Below are 21,128 nucleotides of genomic sequence, written 5' to 3' on the forward strand. Positions count from 1 at the left end.
AGCCCCATTATTACTATTTCATACTGCGCACATAACGCATCTTAACATCGTAGACAATTTCCCCGAGCATCTCCGCCTCTTCCTCTGTCAAGTTGCCCTTGGTCTTCTCCTCAAGCAGGACAAGGGTATCTATAGTATGACGGGCAAGTTCCTTATCTATATTTTTCTGTTTCGTATTTGGATCTGGAATTTCGCCAAGATGATACAACACAGAGGTATTAAGAGACATAATAAAGGCCGAAAAGGTGACCTCCGGCATCTTGCAGTATCCATTGCCATTACCGTTACACCTTCCCCCTGTTGCCTCTGCTGATCCGCATGCTTTTTTTTGCTCGCTCATCATCTCCCCCTTTTAAAACCTGACCTAATAAAAATACTCATTGAAAAGAACAATAAAAGTTGCCTTTTTTTCAAAACAAAATATACCTTTTCACCGAACTGAGGACAACAGCTATCATTGCCCATAAAAAAATATCTGCGTGAGTCAAAAGAGCCTCAAGCTATACATTATATATTGAACATTGAATGTGAAAAAGATATAAACCTCTATCCTTGTTTTACAAGAACCTTTGCAAGAAAAAAACTTACACCATATAACAGCGATTTTTTGTTATATTCGACATAAACACGATAAGATGAGAAAAAGCTCACGCCAGAAGCACTGGACAACATTTTCTTCATCATCGATAAATATATTACTGAATAGAGAGCCTCTTGCCTAGCCGGGGAAGCTCCAAGGAGTATGTTATGACAGAGACACGACTACGATTTCCCCCCAGCCCCACAGGTTATCTCCACATCGGTGGTGCCAGAACTGCACTCTACAACTGGCTCTATGCCAAACAGCATGGTGGCAAACTCGTCCTTCGCATAGAGGACACCGACACCGAAAGGTCCACCGAGGAATCCATCAAGGGCATCGTAGACGGACTCGATTGGTTGGGAATTGACTTTGATGAGGGACCATATTTTCAAACCGACTTTGCAAGTGATCACAAGAGTGCTGCCCAGAAGCTTCTTGATTCAGGACAGGCATACAAGTGCTTTTGTAGCAAGGAATCACTGGACGAAAAACGCGAAGCAGCCCTCGCTGCCAAGAAGAGCCTGGGCTATGACGGCACCTGCCGCAACCTCACCGCCGAGCAGATTGCCGAGAAAGAGGCAGCTGGAGCCCCCTATGTACTCCGCTTTCGTGTACCTGAGTGTGAATCTGTCTCCTACGAAGACAAGATTGCCGGCACCATCCGCGTCGCCCGCTCCGAAATAGATGACTTTGTTATTGTCCGTTCCAACGGTGCCCCTCTTTATCTTCTCTGCAATGTAGTCGATGATATTCGCGATCGCATCTCCCATGTCATTCGTGGCCAGGATCACATGACCAATACCATCAAGCAGATTCTTCTCTATGAGGCCCTTGATGCGCCAATTCCTGTTTTCGCCCATATGCCCCTTACCCTGGACAACAAGAGGGCAAAAATTTCCAAGCGGAGTCATGGAGAAATTGTTGCCGTTCAATTCTATCGTGATCACGGTTTTCTCCCCTGGGCACTGAACAACTTCCTGGCCATGCTTGGCTGGTCTGCAGGTGATGACAAGGAATTTTACACCAAGGAAGAGCTCCTAAAGGCCTTTTCTCTTGAGCGCATCAACAAATCAAGCTCAATATTCAACTACCGCAAGGGTGATCCAAAGTTCTTCACCGACCCCAAGGCAATCTCCATGAACGAGCACTATATTCGCAACATGGATATTACCGAACTCGGTAAATTGGTGCAAAAAGAGCTGGAGGCAGATGGCCTGTGGGATACCGCCTACGCAGACGAAAAGGCAGATTGGTATCTGGCAACCATTGATATGATCCGCGCAAGATTCCACACCCTAAAGGATTTTGCCACCCTCGGCCGTGCCTACTTTGGCGAAGACTACGTGGTGGAAGAGAAGCCTCTTAAGAAAAATGTTCTTAAATTTGAAGGTCTTAAAGAGTGGTTACCTCTTCTCGGCGAGCGATATGCCTCCCTTGATGATTTCTCCGCAGAGGAGACCGAAAGAGTTGCCCGCGAACTCGCCGATGAGCTTGAATTAAAACCAGGTGTCATCATTAACGGTATGCGTACCGCGGTAACAGGCCAGCTTGCAGGTCCATCCATGTTTGATATTGTCACCACCCTGGGCCAGGAACGCATGGTCAAGAGACTCCGTGAAGCAGGAAGACTGTTTGCATAAACCTATCGGCAACATCAACATATAGAGCACAAACGAGAATAATTTTATGGCTACAAATGAGCGTATAGAAGAAAAGGGCGAAGAGGAACACAAAAAGACTCTCGACTTTATCAGACAGATCATTGCAGAAGACCTGCGCACAGGAAAACATAAACAGCCGGTGACCCGTTTTCCGCCTGAGCCCAATGGATTTCTCCATATCGGTCATGCAAAATCAATCTGCCTCAATTTTGGCATTGGCCAGGAGAATAACAGCCCCTGCCATCTTCGTTTTGACGATACCAACCCAAGCAAGGAGGAGAGCATCTACGTTGACTCCATCAAAAAGGATGTCTCCTGGCTCGGTTTTGATTGGGGCGAAGACCTGTTCTTTTCCTCCAACTACTTTGAGCAGATATACGATTATGCCCTGCAGCTGATCAAAATGGGTAAGGCCTATGTCTGCCAGCTCAATGCTGAGCAGATGAGAGAATACCGAGGCACCCTGACCGAGCCGGGTAAGGATAGCCCCTACCGCGATCGCGCCATTGCAGAGAACCTCGACCTTTTCGAGCGCATGGCCAGGGGAGAGTTTGACGAGGGCAGTCACGTGCTCCGCGCCAAGATTGATATGGCCTCACCCAATATCAACCTGCGGGATCCCATTATTTACCGCATCCTCAAGATAGAGCACCACCGTACCGGCGATAAGTGGCAGATCTATCCCATGTACGATTTTACCCACGCCCTCTCCGATGCCATCGAGGGAATAACCCACTCCCTCTGTACTCTGGAGTTCCAGGACCATCGCCCTCTCTACGACTGGGTACTGGATACCCTGGCGACCCCCTGCCACCCCCGGCAGATAGAATTTGCCCGCCTCAACCTTACCTATACGGTAATGAGTAAGCGAAAACTCCTGCAGATGGTTCAGAAAAACTATGTAAGTGGCTGGGATGATCCCCGCATGCTGACCATCTCCGGTCTGCGTCGTCGAGGCTATACCCCTGCATCCATCCGTAACTTCTGTGCAGAAATTGGTCTTGCCAAGAGAGAGAGCTGGATCGAGATGGGCGTATTGGAGAACGAGATACGAAACGACCTCAACCCCAGCGCCCAACGGGCCATGTGTGTCCTTGATCCAATAAAACTAATCATTGACAACTATCCTGAAGAGAAGGAAGAGGAGGTGGTTGCCAAAATCCACCCACAAAATCCAGAGATGGGTACCAAGACCCTGCCCTTCTCCCGAGAACTCTATATCGAACGTAATGATTTTATGGAGAACCCTCCAGGAAAATTCCGCCGTCTCGGACCAGGCAAAGAGGTTCGCCTGCGCTACGGCTATTATATACAGTACGCATCCCACCTAAAGGACGAGACAACAGGGGAAATCACAGAGATCCACTGTACCTACGACCCTGAAAGCCGAGGTGGTTCTTCACCCGATGGCCGTAAGGTAAAGGGCACCATCCACTGGGTTTCTGCCAAGCATGCTCTTGACTGTACCGTTCACCTCTACGATCGTCTCTTTAACGTGGAGAATCCCGATGCGGACAAGGAAGTTGACTTCCTTGAGCACCTTAACAAAGACTCCAAGCTTGTCCTCCGACATGCCAAGGCGGAACCTGCCCTGGCGACACTCCCCGTTGGAGAGAGTGTCCAGTTTGAGCGACAGGGATATTTTTGCGTAGATTCTGTGGACTCCACAGAGGAGAATATTGTCTTCAACCGGGTTGTCACCCTGCGTGATTCCTGGGCCAAGATCAACAAATAGATAGATATGGAGAGGCGGGCATCGGGACAGCCCAGCCCGCCTCCTCATTCCAGCTCCTACTCTATCCGTATTGCGCCTATGTCCCGACAAGAGGCCTCTTCGTCTGTTTCCTCGTCCCTCTTTTCGTGGACAGTCTCAAAAAAATCAGACGCAACAGGGTCAGTGACAGGCCGACCATCTCCGGCCTCCACTTCATCTTCTTCCTGATCCTGATCGGCAAATATCGCCCGCAGATCCGTCTCGCTGAGTTGCGAAGACTCTTTGCCAGAGCAAATTTCTTCCAGAGAAGCTGATGCCTCCACCTCTTCCTGAACAGGTTGCTGCGATAAATCTTTCTCCTCAAGTACCGGTCTCTTCAAAACAGTAATAACCCCATCACGTACCTCTAAAAGAGAGATAAGCTACCAAGCCAACTGCCCATATTCGTTAAGGGATTTTTCAATGTCATTCTCATCCAGAAAGGCGCTGCCAAGCAGTCCCTCCTTCTTTAGCCCACAATGAATGGTCTTATACTCCCACTGCATCACATCCCCCCTATCCAACCATTATCATAGAACAATACCCCTCAGGGTATTGTCTTTATCAATTTATCACGGAAGAAAATTCCTCGGAAATGCTGACCATCCAGATCAAACAGACGGCCCTCTCCCTGCTGATAACCCTCCTCAAAGGCGCCCTCATAGATGCGCCCATCACCATAGGTGAGAACGCCACGACCATGAAATAGCCCATCGACAAGGCTACCAAAATAAGAATCACCGTTTACTAAAATAAGACGGCCCTCCCCAGTCATCTCTCCCTGGACAAAATCCCCCTCATAATAACGGCCATCGGCAAATTGGACCCTGGCAAAACCCTCAAGCTTTCCACCTGCCCTCTTATCAATATCACCAATAACTTTATAGGAGGCATCTCCTGATAACGGAGACTCCCCTAACAGATCCACAGAATGGGCTTCAGACGATAAGCCAGAGGCCGAGGGACGACCAAAAAGCCCCTTTAATATCGTTCCATCGACACGAATCAACTCTCCCTCTCCCTGCATCAGCCCAGAGACAAAATTCCCCCGATAACGACTGCCATCGGCAAAGGTACATTGCCCCCAGCCCATCTTCTCCCCCGCCACAAAATCGCCCTGATACCGACTACCATCCACCGCCTGATAAAGCCCCTGACCATGCATCTTGCCGGCTAAAAATCCACCTCGATAACGATCGCCATTGGCAAGATTCAGCACGCCTCTACCTTCGGGCAAACCTTTAACCAACTCGCCATTATACCTTGCCCCATCGACATAGACCAAGCTGCCCCTTCCCTCAATCAGATTATCACGGAAAGTCCCCCGGTATTTTCTGCCATCGGCAAAGAACAGAAGACCGTCACCGTGCAACCGACCAAGATCAAATTCTCCACTGTACTGACCACCACCTGGATAGGTCAATACACCGAGACCGTCAATAAGATTATTCCTAAAGCTTCCCCTGTAGACCCGGCCATCGGCACTCTTCAGATAACCACTGCCATCCATAAAGCCATGAACAAAACTCCCCCGATAGGTGCTCCCATCAGAGAAGGTCAATAGGCCCTCGCCATGGGGTAAGCCATCTGCAAATGCCCCCTGATAAAGCCCTCCATCGCTACTCTGAAAGGCCCCCAGCCCACCTTGACAGTCACCCTCAACACAGTCAGCCACCAGATAGGCAGAAAATGTGAAAACAAAGAAAAAGCAGACAGAAAGTTGCAGGAGCCACTTGATTACATTTTTTCTCATAAACTATCGCAGGGAGCACGCAGATCAGGCATAACGCTTTGTCGGCAATGGCGGAGATGGACTCTGATTTTTAGGGGTAAACAGCTGGCAACGAATTGCAGAAGAGGCATAGACCACGATACTCGGGCGATTCTTACTTTTAAAATTCAAAGCCTTACAACCGTAAGGCTTTGCATAATCATAGGTCAGAAAAAAATGTATGCATCGATTACATATGGGGTTTTGCGACATAGCTCATTATTATTTTCAGGAAACAAGAAGGGGACTGTCCACATTTTTAGGGTAATCAAAAAAAACCATCCTGCCAGCGGACTGCCGTTGCACATCTTGAAAACTTTCTAACTCAATGGCAACAACACCTGCTGTAGGAATATTCTCAATCCCAGCCCCAGTAAGATATTCGGCAAAGTCAGTGATTACCCCATTGTGTCCAACCAGGGCAACAGAATCCACCTGCCGAAGATAATCTAAACAGTTTTTACTATACTCTTCAACATCTGTAAGATAAAGGTTATAGCTAAAAACAATATTTTTTCGCGGATAACCCAACCGCTTTGCTATACGGCGTGTAGTTGAGCGGGCCCTCTTGGCAGGACTTGAGATAATAAGATCAAAGGCCAGGCCTGCTCCACGCAGGCGACGCCCCATTTCACGACTATTCTCCTTGCCCCTCTTACTTAGGGGACGGTCATAATCCGCATACTCAAGATCCAACCAACTCGATTTTCCATGTCGTATAAGATAAAGAGTCTTCATAAATATCCTTTGAGTAAAAACTATATGAATATACTATCAATAGTACCTATTATCCCTAAAGCACAAACAAGACAAAATAGCAAAAAACTCAAAATTGTTTAGCTACGATAATCCGCATTAATTTTCACATAATCTATCGAAAAATCACAGGTATAAACTTCCTCACAACATTTTCCACTTTTTAAATCAATACAGACAGTAATCTCTTTTTCTTTCAAAATTGCCGTTGCCGTATCCTCGGCCGACCTGCCCACTGCCAGGCCATCACGAACAAGGGTAACATCGCCAAAGGAAATATCCACCTGATATGGATCAAAGGGCACCCCGGCTCGGCCCATTGCCGCCAGAATACGGCCCCAGTTGGCATCTTCACCAAAGAATGCCGTCTTTACCAGGCTGGAATTGGCGACGGTGCGAGCTACCTGCTCTGCTTCGGCGTCTTCTCTTGCTCCACAAACCCGAATAGTAATCATCTTACTGGCGCCTTCACCATCGGCCACTATCTTCAGGGCAAGATCCATCAGTACATACTGCAGGGCGCCTTGAAAATCTTCAGCAGCCTGCGTACCTGATTTAATGGAGCTGTTTTGCGCACCACCATTGGCCATAACCAACACCATATCATTGGTACTGGTATCACCATCGACGGTAATTCGATTAAAGGTCTTCTTCACAGCGGGGGTGAGAGCCTCTTTTAATTGGGCAGAGCCAATCTGAGCATCTGTTATAACAAAACTCAACATGGTGGCCATATTCGGCATAATCATGCCAGCGCCCTTGGCCATCCCCATAAAATGCACGTCCACCCCATCAATTTCCACGGAGTGATAGCAGACCTTCTGCACCGTATCGGTGGTCATAATCGCCTGCGCAACCTTTTCAAAATTATCCGGGGCGAGTCCCTGTACCAGTGGTGAAATATTGTCCCGAAAGGCCCGAACATTTAAGGGTTCGCCAATAACACCTGTAGAGGAGAGAAGAATATTTTCCGGTTTAATCTCAAGCTCTTTAGCCAATAGTTCACCTGTGACAAAGGCCACCTCCATCCCCGCTTCTCCCGTACAGGCATTAGCACAACCACTATTTACCAAAATCGCCTGAGCACAACCATCTTCAAGACGATCTATATCAATCAGCACAGGCGCCGCCTTAACCAAACTGGTGGTAAGGGCACCCGCCGCTACCACCGGATGATCACTATAGATCAAACCTAAATCAAGTCGATCCTGATACCGTATACCCGCCTCTACCGCTGAAAAAGAAAAACCCTTAATTTCCACAAAGCACCTGCTCTTTTATTTAACCTAGTTTACTGTTCTTATAAAAACCAATTTCCTTCCTCAACAAGAAGAGGGAAAAAACCTTGCCCACAACCTCTCAATCCTGCCATAAAAATTTTTGCCTTGATAAAAGGAACAAAAGCAAGAATAATTCAACCAGTCGAGATAACAGAAAATAGTTTACTATCTTCTCGCTAAATTCTACTAATCTAAACTGCATCAGTCTACATACTTTTTACTACAAAGCAAACAAACACATGCAAATACAAGCGCTGCACTGGACCTCCCCACTGATCTCAACAGTTTTTTTCACCGCAGATCTCATCCTGCGCATTGGTCTCTCCCTACGGGTAATCATGTGTAAAAAAAACTATGGGGTTTCATACGCATGGTTGGTCGTTGTCCTTCTTGTCCCCTTTCTCGGCGGCCTGCTCTACCTCTGCTTCGGAGAAAATCGACTCTCCGAACGGCGAATCAAAAGAATACTCAAGGCAAAAAAATACTACTATAAGTGGTTGCAACAACTAGCCGAAGGCCCGCAGGTAGACTGGTCTGCGCTCAACCCTGAGTTTGCCCCCATCCAACTGCACACCCAAAACCTCGTTGGCATCCCCGCCATGGCTGGCAATAACATCAGCCTGCTCCACAGTCAGGACAATATACTGGACAGTATTATCAAAGACATAGAGGCATCACAGTCCACATGTCATCTCCAATTTTATATTTGGGAAGCTGGCGGCCGTATTAAAGAGATAAGCGAGGCCCTGATCAGAGCTAGGAAAAGAGGGGTCATCTGCCGAATACTACTGGACGCCATTGGCAGCAGAGGTTTTTTCAGCTCCGCCTCGGCCAGACGAATGGAGCAGGCAGGAATCAAAATTCAAGCATCCCTTCCCGCTGGCATATACAGGGCTATTTTTGCTCGAATGGATATCCGTAACCATCGAAAAATTATCGTCATTGATGGCAAAATCGCCTATACGGGAAGCCAAAATATGGTTGACGCAATCTTCTTCAAACAAGAGAGCGGCGTAGGTCACTGGGTTGACATAGTCGCACGTATTCGTGGCCCTGTGGTAGAGACCCTTGCCGCGACCTTTGCCAGCGACTGGTACCTGGAGGCAGAGCAGGATACATTTCAGCAGATAGACGACGTACAGGAGTTGCGCCATATTGGCGACATATACCCACAAACTGCCCAAGGAACAAGCGCCGTCCAACTGGTACCATCCGGTCCCGGTTTTACTCAGGATGCCATCCACAGCTTACTCCTCACCGTCATCTATTCCGCTCGCAAAGAGCTTATTATGACAACACCATACTTCATCCCCGATGAGTCTCTGCTCACTGCTCTAAAAGCTGCTGCCCTGCGTGGGGTCCGGGTTATTTTAATAATTCCCCAGAGCAATGATTCAAAACTCGTCAAATATGCCAGCCGGGCAAAGTACGATGACCTCACCTACGCCGGAGTGGAAATAATGCTCTTTAATGGCGGACTCCTCCACTCAAAGACCATCACCGTTGACGGTGATCTGGCCCTCTTTGGCTCGGTAAACCTTGATATGCGAAGTTTTTGGCTTAACTTCGAGGTAACACTGGTGATCTATTGCAGAGAGACAACCCAGGACATTCGACGGGCACAGATGGCATACCTACGACAATCAGCCCCTCTTGACCTCCGCCATTTTCACCGTCGTCACTTCTTTGAGAAACTCAAAGAAAACTGTGCACTACTGGTTTCACCCACTACTATAACGCACCCCAACAACTGTTCAGCGCAACAGTTATAGATTTTCACCCCTAAGTTTGGAAGAAAATATGAAAAAAAAATCTGTAAAAGAAGCTGCCAAAAAGATCCAGCTTCTGGAAGACACCGCCCTCAAGAGCCTGGAACAAAAAAATGGTAAGAACAAAACCTCCCTATGGGTAAAGAACAGCCAAATTGAATACGAGCTGGAGCTGAAAAAACTGCAGATAGAGCTCATGAAGCTCCAATCATCCATGCAGAAAAGTGGTCAGAGGGTGCTGGCTATCTTTGAGGGCAGAGATGCAGCAGGCAAGGGTGGAACGATAAAGCGTATCACCGCTCACCTCAACCCACGCTATGCCCGGGTTATTGCCCTGCCAAAACCCAACGAGACCGAGAAAACCCAGTGGTATTTCCAGCGATATACAAACCATCTTCCCGCATCTTCAGAATTTATTATCTTTGACCGAAGTTGGTATAATAGGGCCATGGTTGAGCCGGTTATGGGCTTTTGCAGTGATGAACAAAACAAGCGCTTTTTAAAGGATGCACCCCTGTTGGAGGAAATGCTGGTTAAAGATGGAATCAAACTCTTTAAATTTTATTTTTCTGTCTCAAAATCAGTACAAAAAGAGCGCTTTGACTCCAGAAAAGAGGACCCCCTCAAACATTACAAGATCTCTCCGGTGGACAAGCTTGCCCAAAAATATTGGGATCAGTACTCTGTACGAAAATTTCAGATGCTCACCGAAACCAACAGAACCCTTGCTCCCTGGACAATTATTCGTTCGGACAATAAAAAAATCGCTCGACTCAACTGCATCAAACATATTCTCAGCTCCATGGATTATGAGGGCAAGATCAGCAAAAAAGACCTCCAACCCGATCCTAAAATCATTATCTCCGGCATCGATGAACTCCGCCATATGGAAAAAAATCTGATGCAGCCCAAAAGTCTACGCGGCTAGGCCAGATTGGCCAAAACGTAAGGCAGGACCATCCTGCCTTACAAACTTTATAGACAATAAACTCGCTGATGCCGATGAACGCTCTCCTCACGTTCTGCCACAAAGCAGAGACAATCATACTGCCCATCCCCCAACTGAAGAAAATCCAGTAATTCTGGGCCGCAGGACCAACAAACTGTTCTCTTAAAAAAACGATTTCTCTCTCTCTTCACATAGAGTCCCTCAAGATCATCCGGCATCTGCCGATAGAGACGATCCCGTGTTTGCAGCAGGGTCTCTTCTCCGACGGGAAGCAACATCTCAGGAAAAGTTTTATGGCCCAAGCGCAACCAGTCATAGCGCAAAAGTTGACGGAGAAAAACAGCATCCTCACGACCGCTTGCCCACTTAACCAGAATTGAAGAGAGCAATTCCTGGGTTGTTGCCCGCTCAAAGAGCCCCTCCTCCTTGCCGATATGCAAAATATCAAGAAAGACAGGGGCTACAAACTCTCCTGTGACCTGCAGGTATCGCCAAAGAGAGACAAAAAACCTGTTGTTCAAAAACTTTTCGACACACTCGCAAAACCAGTAGAGATCGGCCATGGCATCAGCGTCCAGCCAGCTGTTTTGGTATACCGAATAGGGCGGAATTTTTGAGGCAACATAGCCAAACTCTTCTCTCTGCTGAAAGAGAGGAGTATCGGGCAACATCTTAAGCAGACCCATCTGAATGTAATGTGCTCCCATGGCAAATACGTCTTCAAAGGAACGCAAAAAGGTCTCCCGAGTTTCATAGGGCAGCCCCAAAATAAGATCCACATGCAGGTGAATATTACTGTAGGAGGCCAGTCTTGAAACAATCTGCCGGACCTTTTCAGTTTTCATCCTACGACAGATGGCATCCAGGGTGGGATCATTGGTCGACTGAATACCTATTTCAAACTGAAACCTGCCAGCCGGTACTGTTTTTAAAAAGTCAAAAATCTCTTCCGTGAAAAAATCCGGTGCTATTTCAAAATGAAAGAGGGTCTGACAGTCATACTCCATCAGCATCTTCCAGATGGCAAGTCCCCGACGCCAGTTATCATTATAGGTACGATCAATAAAACGCAGGGTCTTCGGGGCATGGGCAAGAATCAAATCCAACTCCTCCTGCACCTGCGACAGGGGCTTATGATAAACACCAACCTCGGCGGCAGAAAGGCAGTAAGAACAGGCAAAGGGACAGCCACGAGATGTCTCATAATATATCTGTCTATTCTGCAGATATTCTGCAAAATCTTCCTGACGATAAATAGAGGCAAGTCCCTCTTCCCGAACCACCTGAAAATGACCACGATATCTCTTCTCCAGCGAGCCACCCTGCAGGGCCTGATAAAAGGCCGGATCAATACCCTCAATTTCACCAACAACAACGGTACAGTTTTCCCCCACCTTATCGGCAATAATCTGGGCCTGGGGGCCACCCACCACAAGTTGACAACGAGGCAGGCAGGAGCTGAGATCCTCAACTAACCTCTCAACAATATCACTATTCCAAATAAGGGCTGAAATAAATATCGCATCTGGATCATCCGCCCCCAGACGCAGTACCATTTCGTGATAATTTTCATTAATTGAAAACTGATGCAAAGAAATATGAGGAGAATTCAAATGTTTTTCTAACTCATGACGAATATAAAAGAGGGCAGGACTGGAATGGGTATAACGAGCGTTAATCGCAACAAGTTTTATATGCATATTTGATGACATAATTTTTACTCCATCTCTAACAAAAGAGATCACAACTTTTTTATAAAATATTTCCAGGCACCATACTCAAAAAAGACACCATGCTAAGGAAAACAAGCACTTACCAACAACAAAAAACACCCCTCCAACTAAAGAAAAGAGAATTAAATTCATACCACCTAACAGAGTAAAGACCTCAAGCACAGCTCATTTGAAATATTTGAAGCAATATTTTTTTAATCTCACTGTAAAAAAAGCTTTTATTACCATATAATTTTTTACTATATGGGAAGAGCGGCTATAACACTGTTTTTTGGATAAAAAAACTGAATTACTATATAACAATTTTTGATGCTTTTTTAAGCTGTAAACGAAACACAATGGAACTTCAACAAAGCTTTATTTACCACAGCAACATGCTCGCGATGATGATCTTTTCTTTTAGTGGCGTCCTCGCTATCCAGACAAAAAAAAATGACCTGATCGGTGTTATCATACTGGGGACGATCACCGCCATCGGTGGAGGCACCCTACGTGATATCCTTCTTGATCGTCAAGTTTTTTGGCTCTACGACACCAACTATCTGCTGATACCCATTATCGGCAGCATCATCATATTTTATATGCCTCCCTTTTTCCGTAGGATCGAAAACATCATCGACTACCTCGATGGCATTGGCCTGGCTCTCTTTGTCTCCTCGGTAAGTTCCAGTCTCAGCCAAGAGGGTTATTCCCCCAGCGTCGTTATCACCATGGGAATTATAACCGGTGTTTTTGGCGGTATGATACGGGATATCATTATGAACCGCGAACCTATCATACTGGGCAGAACATTCTATATAACCCCTGCATTTTTAGGTGCCGCCTCCTGTGCCATACTTCAGCCCAGAATTGGCAGCACCTGGGCTATCGTTATTTCATTTTTACTGATCAGCATCCTCCGCAGCCTTGCCATTAAGTATCGCTGGTACTTGCCTAATTTTCTCGTTCAAAAAGATTAGCGACTGATGCTTGTCAGGAAAGGGCATTTCACCTTGCTAATATATTTCATAATAATATACTAAAAGCATACACCTATACCATCTACTTAGACACAACAGACACTGGACAAGCCCTATACCAGGGCTTGTCATAAACTCTATCCATAGATGAGGTATTAATATGCTCTATATGCAATTTTTGTTTTTATTAGTGATGCTCTACACCGGTAGCAGGTACGGGGGAATAGGCCTCGGGGTAGTCTCCGGCATAGGTCTCACCATCGAAGTATTTATCTTTAAGATGCCGCCGACGAGCCCGCCAATCACGGTTATGCTGATCATACTTGCTGTTGTTACCTGCGCCTCTATCCTGGAGGCGGCCGGTGGTTTAAAATATATGCTCCAGATAGCAGAGAAATTCCTCCGGGCTCACCCAACGAGAATCACCCTATTTGGCCCCCTTGTCACCTACATCATGACGATCATGCTGGGAACAGGTCACGCCGTATACTCCGTAATGCCCATTATTGGCGATGTCGCCCTAAAAAATAATATCAGACCAGAAAGACCCATGGCCACGGCCTCGGTTGCCTCTCAACTGGGCATCACAGCAAGCCCCATCTCGGCGGCCGTTGTCTACTATCTCTCTCAACTTAGCGGAGGATCCGAACATATCACCCTGCTCAGCATCCTGGCCATTACGGTACCGGGCACCTTTATCGGCCTGCTGGCCATGGTGGCGGTAACCTGGAGACGAGGAAAAAACCTGGCTGATGACAAAGGATTTCAAAAGAGAATGGAGGATCCTGCCTTTCGTGAAAGAGTTGAGACGACCACGGCAACATCCCTTGATGAGACGCTTCCCACCTCTGCCAGAAATGCCGTTTTGCTCTTTCTCCTCGCCCTCGTTGTCATTGTTATCATTGCCATGATTCCCGAGATACGCACCCTGCAGCCGGGGACAAAGCCCCTCAGTATGTCAGTTATTATTCAAATGATGATGCTGGCCTTTGGCGGTATCATCCTTATTGCCACGGGAACCAAGGCCTCAAAGGTGCCCGAAGGAGTCGTCTTTAAATCCGGTATGGTGGCAGCGATTGCTATTTTTGGTATTGCCTGGATGAGTGACACCTATTTTCACTATGCCATGCCCAGCTTTAAGGAGGGCATCACCCAGATGGTACAGACCCTGCCATGGACCTTTGCCCTGGCCATGTTTGCCGTCTCCGTGGTAGTTAACAGCCAGGCCGCCACCTGCAGAATGATGCTCCCCGTTGGCATCGGTCTGGGACTCTCTCCTGCCCTGCTTATAGCCATCCTCCCGGCATCCTATGGCTATTTCTTTATCCCGAACTACCCATCTGATATTGCGACCATAAGCTTTGATACCTCGGGCACCACCAAGATTGGCAAGTTCTACTTTAACCACAGCTTTATGCTGCCAGGTCTTGTGGCTGTACCAACCGCCTGCCTTACCGGTTACCTCATCTCTATGGTAATCATCTAGGGACTCCATGCCCCCAGCAATGAGGTGCTCTCCTTGCTGGGGCAGGCCAAGCTCAGGTTACAAACTTTTGTCCTCCCGGGCAGAAATGTTCTGCAAAAAAATCTAATGTATATATTATAGAGCCTTACGATAATCTTCCTTACATTCATTCTATCAGTGTGCACTATGAATTCTTCCTGGCGAACCCAGCTCCCCATCTTTGCCCTTATCGCAAGTGCAATGTCAAATATCTATATTGCTCAACCAATACTGCCTCTGCTCCAAGAGGAATTTCAGGTCAGCATTATCCTGGCCTCCATGACCGTCTCAGCCGTGGTCCTTGGCCTGGCCACAGCCAGTCTTCCCCTCAGCTTTTTCGCCGAAAAGATCGATCTTAAAAAGATCATTCTCACAGGTGGCTGCGGCATTGCCTGCACCGGTTTCATCTGCAGTCTCACCCATAATTTTTGGCTCTTCATTGCCGCTCGCGCCCTGCAGGGATTTTTCGTCCCCTTTATATCCACCTGCCTTGCCACCTATCTTGCCCAGACAACTCCCATCAAGAACCTCAAGGTTGTAATGGGCATCTATATCTCAGCGACGGTGGTGGGAGGAATGAGCGGCCGTCTTATCTGTGGTTGGATATACGCACCACACTGGCGCTATGCCTTTCTGACAATGGCCCTCCTTACCCTCTTCCTCTCGGCCTTTGTATATAGGAAACTTCCACGGTGCTCCCCCAAAAAAGCGGAAACCTCCGTCCCCTTGATCTCTCTTCTCAATCGATGGGACCTGATACGTATATATCTCTGCGCCAGCGTGGTCTTTGCCATATTCTCGGCATCCTTTACCTATTTTCCCTATAGGCTCACCCATGCCCCCTTTGCCCTCTCAACCCAGAAGATGACCTCTCTCTACCTCTTCTATAGCATGGGCATTATCATGGGCCCTATCTCAGGACAGATAAGCACCCGCATCGGGGCCGGAAGAACCATTGTTATTGGCAGTGTAATTTTAGGCATGAGTCTCCTCCTTACCCTCAGCAATAACCTCATGATAACGGCCGCCGGTATCCTCCTGCTCTGCACAGGTTTTTTTACCATCCACTCCGTTGCCGTGGGACTGTTAAACTATAAGCTCAGCCGTGGCCAGGGATATGGCAACGCCCTCTATGTACTCTTTTATTATCTGGGCGGTTGGATCGGTATTACCAGCTTTGGCTTTATCTATCAGGCAGTATGGCTGGGAGGCACTGATATACATTGCCCTGAGCGCAGTACTTATCCCACTCTTAACAGGCCTATACGAGGTTAAAAACTTCATTATAAAGAGGTAGGCACCAGAGGAAAGGGCAGCCAGGCAGCTGCCCCCATTGTCCTAGTGCTTTGTAGAGCTTTAGATGTCGTAAATATTGTTTAGCCATTTTGGTGCGCTACAAGGCACGAATGAGAAACGAAGTCAGCGCGAGAAAAGGGCAAACAATATACGGTGGATAAAGTTTTACAGAGCACTAGATATTAAATTGCATCCCCGCATAGCCAGCGACAACTTCGCAGCTCAAATGATCTGCCAAATACTGCACAGCCTCATCCCCACTACAGTGACATGCCACAATCCTCTTGAGGTCAAGACCATTGAGAGCCTCAGCTGTTTTTGTAAGCCTGCTCTCATCGGCATGGAGAAGATGCAGACCTCCTATTACCGTATCAATTTTTCTCTCCCCGCTATAATCCATAATATAGTTCAGAGTATTGATAATACCGGCATGACAACAGCCAAGACAGATGACCAGCCCCTCCGGACCATGAAACCACAGGGCATTATCATCCTCAATGGTATCAATTACCTTACCCGCCGGATCAAGATAAAAACTTCCACCTGTATCTTCAAAAGAACACTCTCTGGGAATAGGCCCCGTCAAGCCCACACGATCCTGCAAGGAAACAGGCTGAGTTAACCAGTTCACCTTTTCATCGGCATGGTGCATCACCGCCTGCATGGCAGCAAGAGGCATTTTAACAATTGAAGCATCCTCACCGTGGAGGCTATAGCGTGGTTGAAAAACACCTGCATGCAGATAAATTTCCACATCTTTATTCTGTTGCAGAATATCTGCAATTCCGCCGGTATGATCATAATGTCCATGACTAAGCACCAGGGCAGAAACCTCCTGCAAATTCACCCCCAAGGCCTCTGCATTAGCGACAAAGGCAAGCTTGTTACCGGTATCCAAAAGCAAATTACCAGCAGAAGTCTCTATATGCAGGGCATAACCATGTTCTGCAATCAATCCCTCAGCCGCCCTGTTATCCACCACAATGGTAAAACGTAACGTTTTCATTCAACATCCTCACTCTGCATAAATTTTGCCTGCGCTTTAGCCATTCTCCGACCATCTACCCAGGCCTCGGCCTTCACCTCATAGAGGGTAGAAACAGCACATGTCAACCATGCCCTGATGGTGACCTGGCTGCTACAGGGTATTGAGTGAAGAAATCGTACCCGCAGATCAGCAGTCACAGCCTTAATATTCCTCTGCAATAGACAATGAACCATGGCGGAATCAAGAACCGCAGAGATAACGCCTCCATGCAAAATTCCCGCGTAACCCTGGAGGTGAGGACCTCCGACAAAACTGCCCTCAACCCCCTCGGCACCAGTAGAATAAAATTGCAGGCCAAGAGAAAATGGATTGTTCCTACCACAGACAACACAACCATCATGACTACCGGGACTTTGAATAACAGCCTCTTTCTTCACTATAAAACCTCATATTTCATCTTAGAGAATGCCTATCTCTCCCTGGAATAAGGCCAGACCAAAACACAGCCTTCCATCACCTTGACATTGGTCCAGCCATTGACCTCAAGTACCAGAGCCAACCCCCTCTCCCGAACAAGCCTCCAAACATACTTCAACGGTTTGCTACATATGTCAACAGCTGATGGTAATTATGCTTATTTTTACCGATGAAGAAAGGGGAGGGAGGTAGCCAGATTCTTGCCTATGGCAAAAAACTCCTGCTGAGGTTGAAGAGCAGTTTGCCTTCTTACAAAAATTTTCTTAACAAAAAATCAAAAAAAAGGGGGCATTGAGAATATCTCAATGCCCCCTTTTTCACAAAATCAGATCGCAAGACCTAGCTTAATTTACCACAGCACTTCTTATATTTCTTACCTGAGCCACAGGGACAGGGAGTATTTCTGCCAATCTTATCCACATGAGCCGGTTGCTGATGCTCTTCATCCGCATTACCGGCTGGTACAAGAGCCTGTATTCTCTGCATCTCCTCTTCATGGCGACGACGACGCTCCTCTTCCATACGGTCAACATCGTTCTCATGAACAACACGCACTCGCATCAGACTAGAAACAACCTGACTCTTAACAGTCTCCATCAGATGGCCAAAAAGTTGGAAGGCCTCGCGCTTATACTCGTTAAGCGGATTTTTCTGTCCATAACCACGAAGTCCAATACCCTCTTTCAGATAATCCATGGAGAGCAAATGATCCTTCCAAAGACCATCCACAACCTGAAGGAGAAGAATCTTCTCTAGTTGGCGCTGAGTATCTGCCCCATTTTCTTCTTCCTGTTCCCGGTATTTTTGGGCAACAACACCAGCAATGAGGTCCCTGAGCTCTTCAAACTTAATATCGGTACGAGTCTCTTCACTCCACTCCGGTTGTACAGAAAATGCTTCCTGAAGACGCTCCAGGCACCCAGCCCAATCCCAGTCAAGAGAGTCAAGACGTTCATCTGAAAATTCCGAAGCGAGATTACGAACAATATCGTTTACCATCTCCTGAATTTCTGCAGAAACATCCGCGCCAGCAAGCACCTCATAGCGCTGTTGATAAACAATTTCACGCTGTTTATTCATAACATCATCGTACTCAAGCAGATGTTTACGAATATCAAAATTGTGACCTTCCACCTTACGTTGGGCATTTTCAATTGCCCGGGAAATCATACCATGCTCAATGGGTTCATCCTCCTCCATGCCAAGCTTATCCATTATACCGGAGACACGGCCTGAGCCAAAGATACGCAAGAGATCATCTTCAAGGGAGAGATAAAAACGGGAAGAGCCGGGATCACCCTGACGACCGGCACGACCACGTAGCTGGTTATCAATACGACGGGATTCATGACGAGAGGTAGCAACAATATGCAAGCCACCAAGCTCCCGAACCCCTTCACCTAACTTAATATCAGTACCACGACCTGCCATATTGGTGGCAATGGTTACCCTGCCAACCTGACCTGCAGCAGTAATAATTTCTGCTTCACGGGCATGCTGCTTGGCATTAAGCACCTCATGGGGAACCTTAGCCTTGGTCAGCATATCGGCAATTTTTTCTGAGACATCAATAGAGATGGTACCAACCAGAACAGGACGGCCCTTCTCATGCATTTCAGCTATTTCTCTAACGACAGCACGATATTTCGCATCTTCGTTTTTAAAAATAACATCGGCATAATCATCACGAACCATGGGCTGATTGGTGGGCATCAGAACCACATCAAGATCATAGATCTTCTTAAACTCGGCGGCTTCGGTATCGGCAGTACCCGTCATTCCCGCAAGTTTATCATACATACGAAAATAATTTTGAAAGGTAATGGCAGCAAGAGTTTGATTTTCCTGTTCAACCTTTACATTTTCCTTTGCCTCCAGGGCCTGATGCAGGCCATCACTATAACGACGCCCCTCCATGGTTCGGCCAGTAAATTCATCAACGATAACCACCTGGCCATCATTAACGATATAGTCGACATCACGTTGAAAGAGGACATGGGCCTTAAGCGCCTGGTTAAGATGATGAAGCTGTTCTATACTGCTTGGATCACAGAGGTTTTCAAGATCTAAAAGTTCTTCACCAAGTCCTATACCATCATCGGTAAGAGAGACCGTCCGAGCCTTTTCATCAACGGTATAATGTTCCTCTACCTTGAAGTTATACATAATACTGTTGATATTATCATAGAGCTCAGTGGACATTTCTGCAGGGCCAGAGATAATCAGTGGCGTTCTGGCCTCATCAATAAGAATGGAATCCACCTCATCGACTATGGCAAAGTTAAATCCACGCTGACAAAAATCATCCAGCTCAAACTTCATATTATCCCGAAGATAATCAAAGCCAAACTCATTATTGGTACCATAGGTAATATCTGCAGCATAGGCGGCACGACGCTCTACATCATCCATGCCATGGATAATCTTATCCCAACTCATGCCAAGAAAATCATAAACCTGCCCCATCCACTCGGCATCACGGGCCGCAAGATAGTCATTTACGGTAACAACATGAACACCCTTACCTGATAGACCATTAAGATAGACAGGAAGAGTTGAGGTCAGGGTCTTACCCTCACCCGTTTTCATCTCGGCAATTCTACCCTTATGAAGAATAATGCCACCTACCAACTGAACATCATAATGACGTTCACCAAGCACCCGACTGGCAGCCTCACGCATAACAGCAAAGGATTCTGGCAACAAATCTTTCAGAGACTCACCCTTTGCTATACGCTCTTTAAACTCAACAGTCTTGGCCACAAGCGCTGCATCACCTAAGGGCTTAATCGTGCTCTCTAAATCATTTATTCGAGTTACTAATGGACGTATCTGCTTAAGAACTCGATCATTTTTACTACCAAAAACCTTGGTGAGCATCTTTCCAATCATAATTTTTCAGTATAGGTAGAGTTAATAGAAAATATCTTTTTATAAGGTTACCATAAACTATTATGCCAATAAAAACAGATCTATCCTTCTGTTAGCACCTGGTCAAATGCCAAAGCATTTTCATCACAATTTGGAAATTTAGGACAGTGCAGACAATCACTCCATATCTTATGGGGTAGATCTTTTTTATCAATATCGTAAAAACCGAGTCTTCGAAAAAAGGCGTCTTGATAGGTGAGGGTGAAAATTTTTGTTATCTTAAAGGCACGGGCCTCAGCCAAACAGGTTTCGACAAGTTGGCGCCCAATCCCTCTACCCTGCGCCCCATCTACCACGGCAAGCGATCTGATCTCGGCTAAATTTTCCCAGGAAATCTGCAGGGCACAAACGCCGACCACCTCTCCATCCTCCTCGTAAACAACAAAATCACGTATTTTATCATAAAGAGAGCTAATCGACCGGCCAAGAAGTACCCCTCGTTCAGCAAAATCATTTAACAAACTATGAATATGTGGCACATCTGCCATTGTGGCATTACGTATCATACCCGTTCCTTCTATACCCATTCTTTACATGGAGTTAAAAACTTTAGTTACCCTGTTACTCAATAAAAGAGGTGCTGAACCAGAGATGTGCTGTTTTGGCAAGCACTGAGTGACAGGCCCGGAGGCAGAAACCCAGACCGCCCGCTCACCTCAAGGTTCAGCTCTGGGGGCATCTGCGCCCCATACGACTTTTATACTCAGAACCACAGTGC

At 46.9% G+C, this 21,128-nt stretch carries 18 protein-coding genes; 7 read left to right on the forward strand and 11 right to left on the reverse strand.

Annotation, left to right across the window (positions count from 1 at the left end; all coding sequences use genetic code 11):
* Nucleotides 1-13: 13 nt before the first annotated feature.
* Nucleotides 14-343: a DUF1844 domain-containing protein gene (locus DP_RS13890; RefSeq protein ID WP_011189977.1), complete on the reverse strand. Its 330-nt coding sequence runs from the start codon at nt 341-343 to the stop codon at nt 14-16.
* Between the two features lie 404 nt (nt 344-747).
* Between DP_RS13890 and gltX the strand changes: the two genes are divergently transcribed.
* Entirely contained in the window at nt 748-2,223 is a 1,476-nt protein-coding gene (gltX, locus tag DP_RS13895; protein ID WP_041278044.1) for a glutamate--tRNA ligase, read from the forward strand.
* 46 nt (nt 2,224-2,269) lie between these two features.
* Nucleotides 2,270-3,979 carry a glutamine--tRNA ligase/YqeY domain fusion protein gene (locus DP_RS13900; RefSeq protein WP_011189979.1) on the forward strand — a complete coding sequence of 570 codons (1,710 nt, stop codon included), beginning with the start codon at nt 2,270-2,272 and terminating at the stop codon, nt 3,977-3,979.
* A gap of 56 nt (nt 3,980-4,035) precedes the next feature.
* On the opposite strand, the gene DP_RS13905 is transcribed toward DP_RS13900, so the two are convergent.
* From DP_RS13905 to argJ, 5 genes are all read right to left on the reverse strand, one after another.
* Nucleotides 4,036-4,338 (reverse strand): hypothetical protein, encoded by a 303-nt coding sequence (locus DP_RS13905; RefSeq protein WP_041278045.1) that lies wholly within the window; start codon nt 4,336-4,338, stop codon nt 4,036-4,038.
* A 42-nt stretch (nt 4,339-4,380) separates the two neighbouring features.
* Nucleotides 4,381-4,503, reverse strand: a complete 123-nt coding sequence (locus tag DP_RS18880; RefSeq protein ID WP_265588568.1) for a hypothetical protein — start codon at nt 4,501-4,503, stop codon at nt 4,381-4,383.
* Between the two features lie 41 nt (nt 4,504-4,544).
* Nucleotides 4,545-5,750 carry a hypothetical protein gene (locus DP_RS13910; protein WP_011189980.1) on the reverse strand — a complete coding sequence of 402 codons (1,206 nt, stop codon included), beginning with the start codon at nt 5,748-5,750 and terminating at the stop codon, nt 4,545-4,547.
* Nucleotides 5,751-5,996: 246 nt separating this feature from the next.
* Complete coding sequence (locus tag DP_RS13915) at nt 5,997-6,506, reverse strand: SixA phosphatase family protein (protein WP_011189981.1); 510 nt, start codon at nt 6,504-6,506, stop codon at nt 5,997-5,999.
* Between the two features lie 98 nt (nt 6,507-6,604).
* Entirely contained in the window at nt 6,605-7,786 is a 1,182-nt protein-coding gene (argJ, locus tag DP_RS13920; protein ID WP_011189982.1) for a bifunctional glutamate N-acetyltransferase/amino-acid acetyltransferase ArgJ, read from the reverse strand.
* A 257-nt stretch (nt 7,787-8,043) separates the two neighbouring features.
* On the opposite strand from argJ, the gene cls reads away from it, so the two are divergent.
* Both cls and ppk2 read left to right on the forward strand, forming a co-directional pair.
* Nucleotides 8,044-9,576 (forward strand): cardiolipin synthase, encoded by a 1,533-nt coding sequence (gene cls / locus DP_RS13925; RefSeq protein ID WP_011189983.1) that lies wholly within the window; start codon nt 8,044-8,046, stop codon nt 9,574-9,576.
* Between the two features lie 28 nt (nt 9,577-9,604).
* Entirely contained in the window at nt 9,605-10,501 is an 897-nt protein-coding gene (ppk2, locus tag DP_RS13930) for a polyphosphate kinase 2 (protein WP_049785111.1), read from the forward strand.
* A 47-nt stretch (nt 10,502-10,548) separates the two neighbouring features.
* Here ppk2 and DP_RS13935 read toward each other — a convergent pair whose 3' ends face one another.
* Nucleotides 10,549-12,234 (reverse strand): B12-binding domain-containing radical SAM protein, encoded by a 1,686-nt coding sequence (locus DP_RS13935; RefSeq protein ID WP_156792316.1) that lies wholly within the window; start codon nt 12,232-12,234, stop codon nt 10,549-10,551.
* Nucleotides 12,235-12,593: 359 nt separating this feature from the next.
* Here DP_RS13935 and DP_RS13940 point away from each other — a divergent pair, with 359 nt between their 5' ends.
* The 3 genes from DP_RS13940 (at nt 12,594) to DP_RS13950 (ending at nt 15,993) form a co-directional block, all read left to right on the forward strand.
* Nucleotides 12,594-13,214, forward strand: a complete 621-nt coding sequence (locus DP_RS13940) for a trimeric intracellular cation channel family protein (protein ID WP_011189986.1) — start codon at nt 12,594-12,596, stop codon at nt 13,212-13,214.
* A 160-nt stretch (nt 13,215-13,374) separates the two neighbouring features.
* Entirely contained in the window at nt 13,375-14,700 is a 1,326-nt protein-coding gene (locus DP_RS13945; RefSeq protein WP_011189987.1) for an anaerobic C4-dicarboxylate transporter, read from the forward strand.
* A 165-nt stretch (nt 14,701-14,865) separates the two neighbouring features.
* Nucleotides 14,866-15,993: an MFS transporter gene (locus DP_RS13950; protein ID WP_156792317.1), complete on the forward strand. Its 1,128-nt coding sequence runs from the start codon at nt 14,866-14,868 to the stop codon at nt 15,991-15,993.
* Nucleotides 15,994-16,189: 196 nt separating this feature from the next.
* Here the strand turns inward: DP_RS13950 and DP_RS13955 are convergent, their stop codons facing one another.
* The 4 genes from DP_RS13955 to DP_RS13970 all read right to left on the reverse strand — a co-directional run bounded on the left by DP_RS13955 (nt 16,190) and on the right by DP_RS13970 (nt 20,916).
* Nucleotides 16,190-17,020, reverse strand: coding sequence for an MBL fold metallo-hydrolase (locus DP_RS13955; protein ID WP_011189989.1), 831 nt, complete (start codon nt 17,018-17,020; stop codon nt 16,190-16,192).
* Nucleotides 17,017-17,439 (reverse strand): PaaI family thioesterase, encoded by a 423-nt coding sequence (locus DP_RS13960; RefSeq protein ID WP_011189990.1) that lies wholly within the window; start codon nt 17,437-17,439, stop codon nt 17,017-17,019. Before DP_RS13960 ends, DP_RS13955 begins: the two co-directional genes overlap by 4 nt.
* Nucleotides 17,440-17,818: 379 nt before the next feature.
* The gene (secA, locus tag DP_RS13965) at nt 17,819-20,371 is read right to left on the reverse strand and encodes a preprotein translocase subunit SecA (protein ID WP_011189991.1); all 2,553 of its coding nucleotides are present in this window, start codon (nt 20,369-20,371) and stop codon (nt 17,819-17,821) included.
* Between the two features lie 80 nt (nt 20,372-20,451).
* A complete protein-coding gene (locus tag DP_RS13970; protein ID WP_041278825.1) occupies nt 20,452-20,916 on the reverse strand; it encodes an N-acetyltransferase in 465 nt (154 codons plus the stop codon).
* Nucleotides 20,917-21,128: the final 212 nt, after the last annotated feature.

Source organism: Desulfotalea psychrophila LSv54 (assembly GCF_000025945.1).
Lineage (GTDB): Bacteria > Desulfobacterota > Desulfobulbia > Desulfobulbales > Desulfocapsaceae > Desulfotalea > Desulfotalea psychrophila.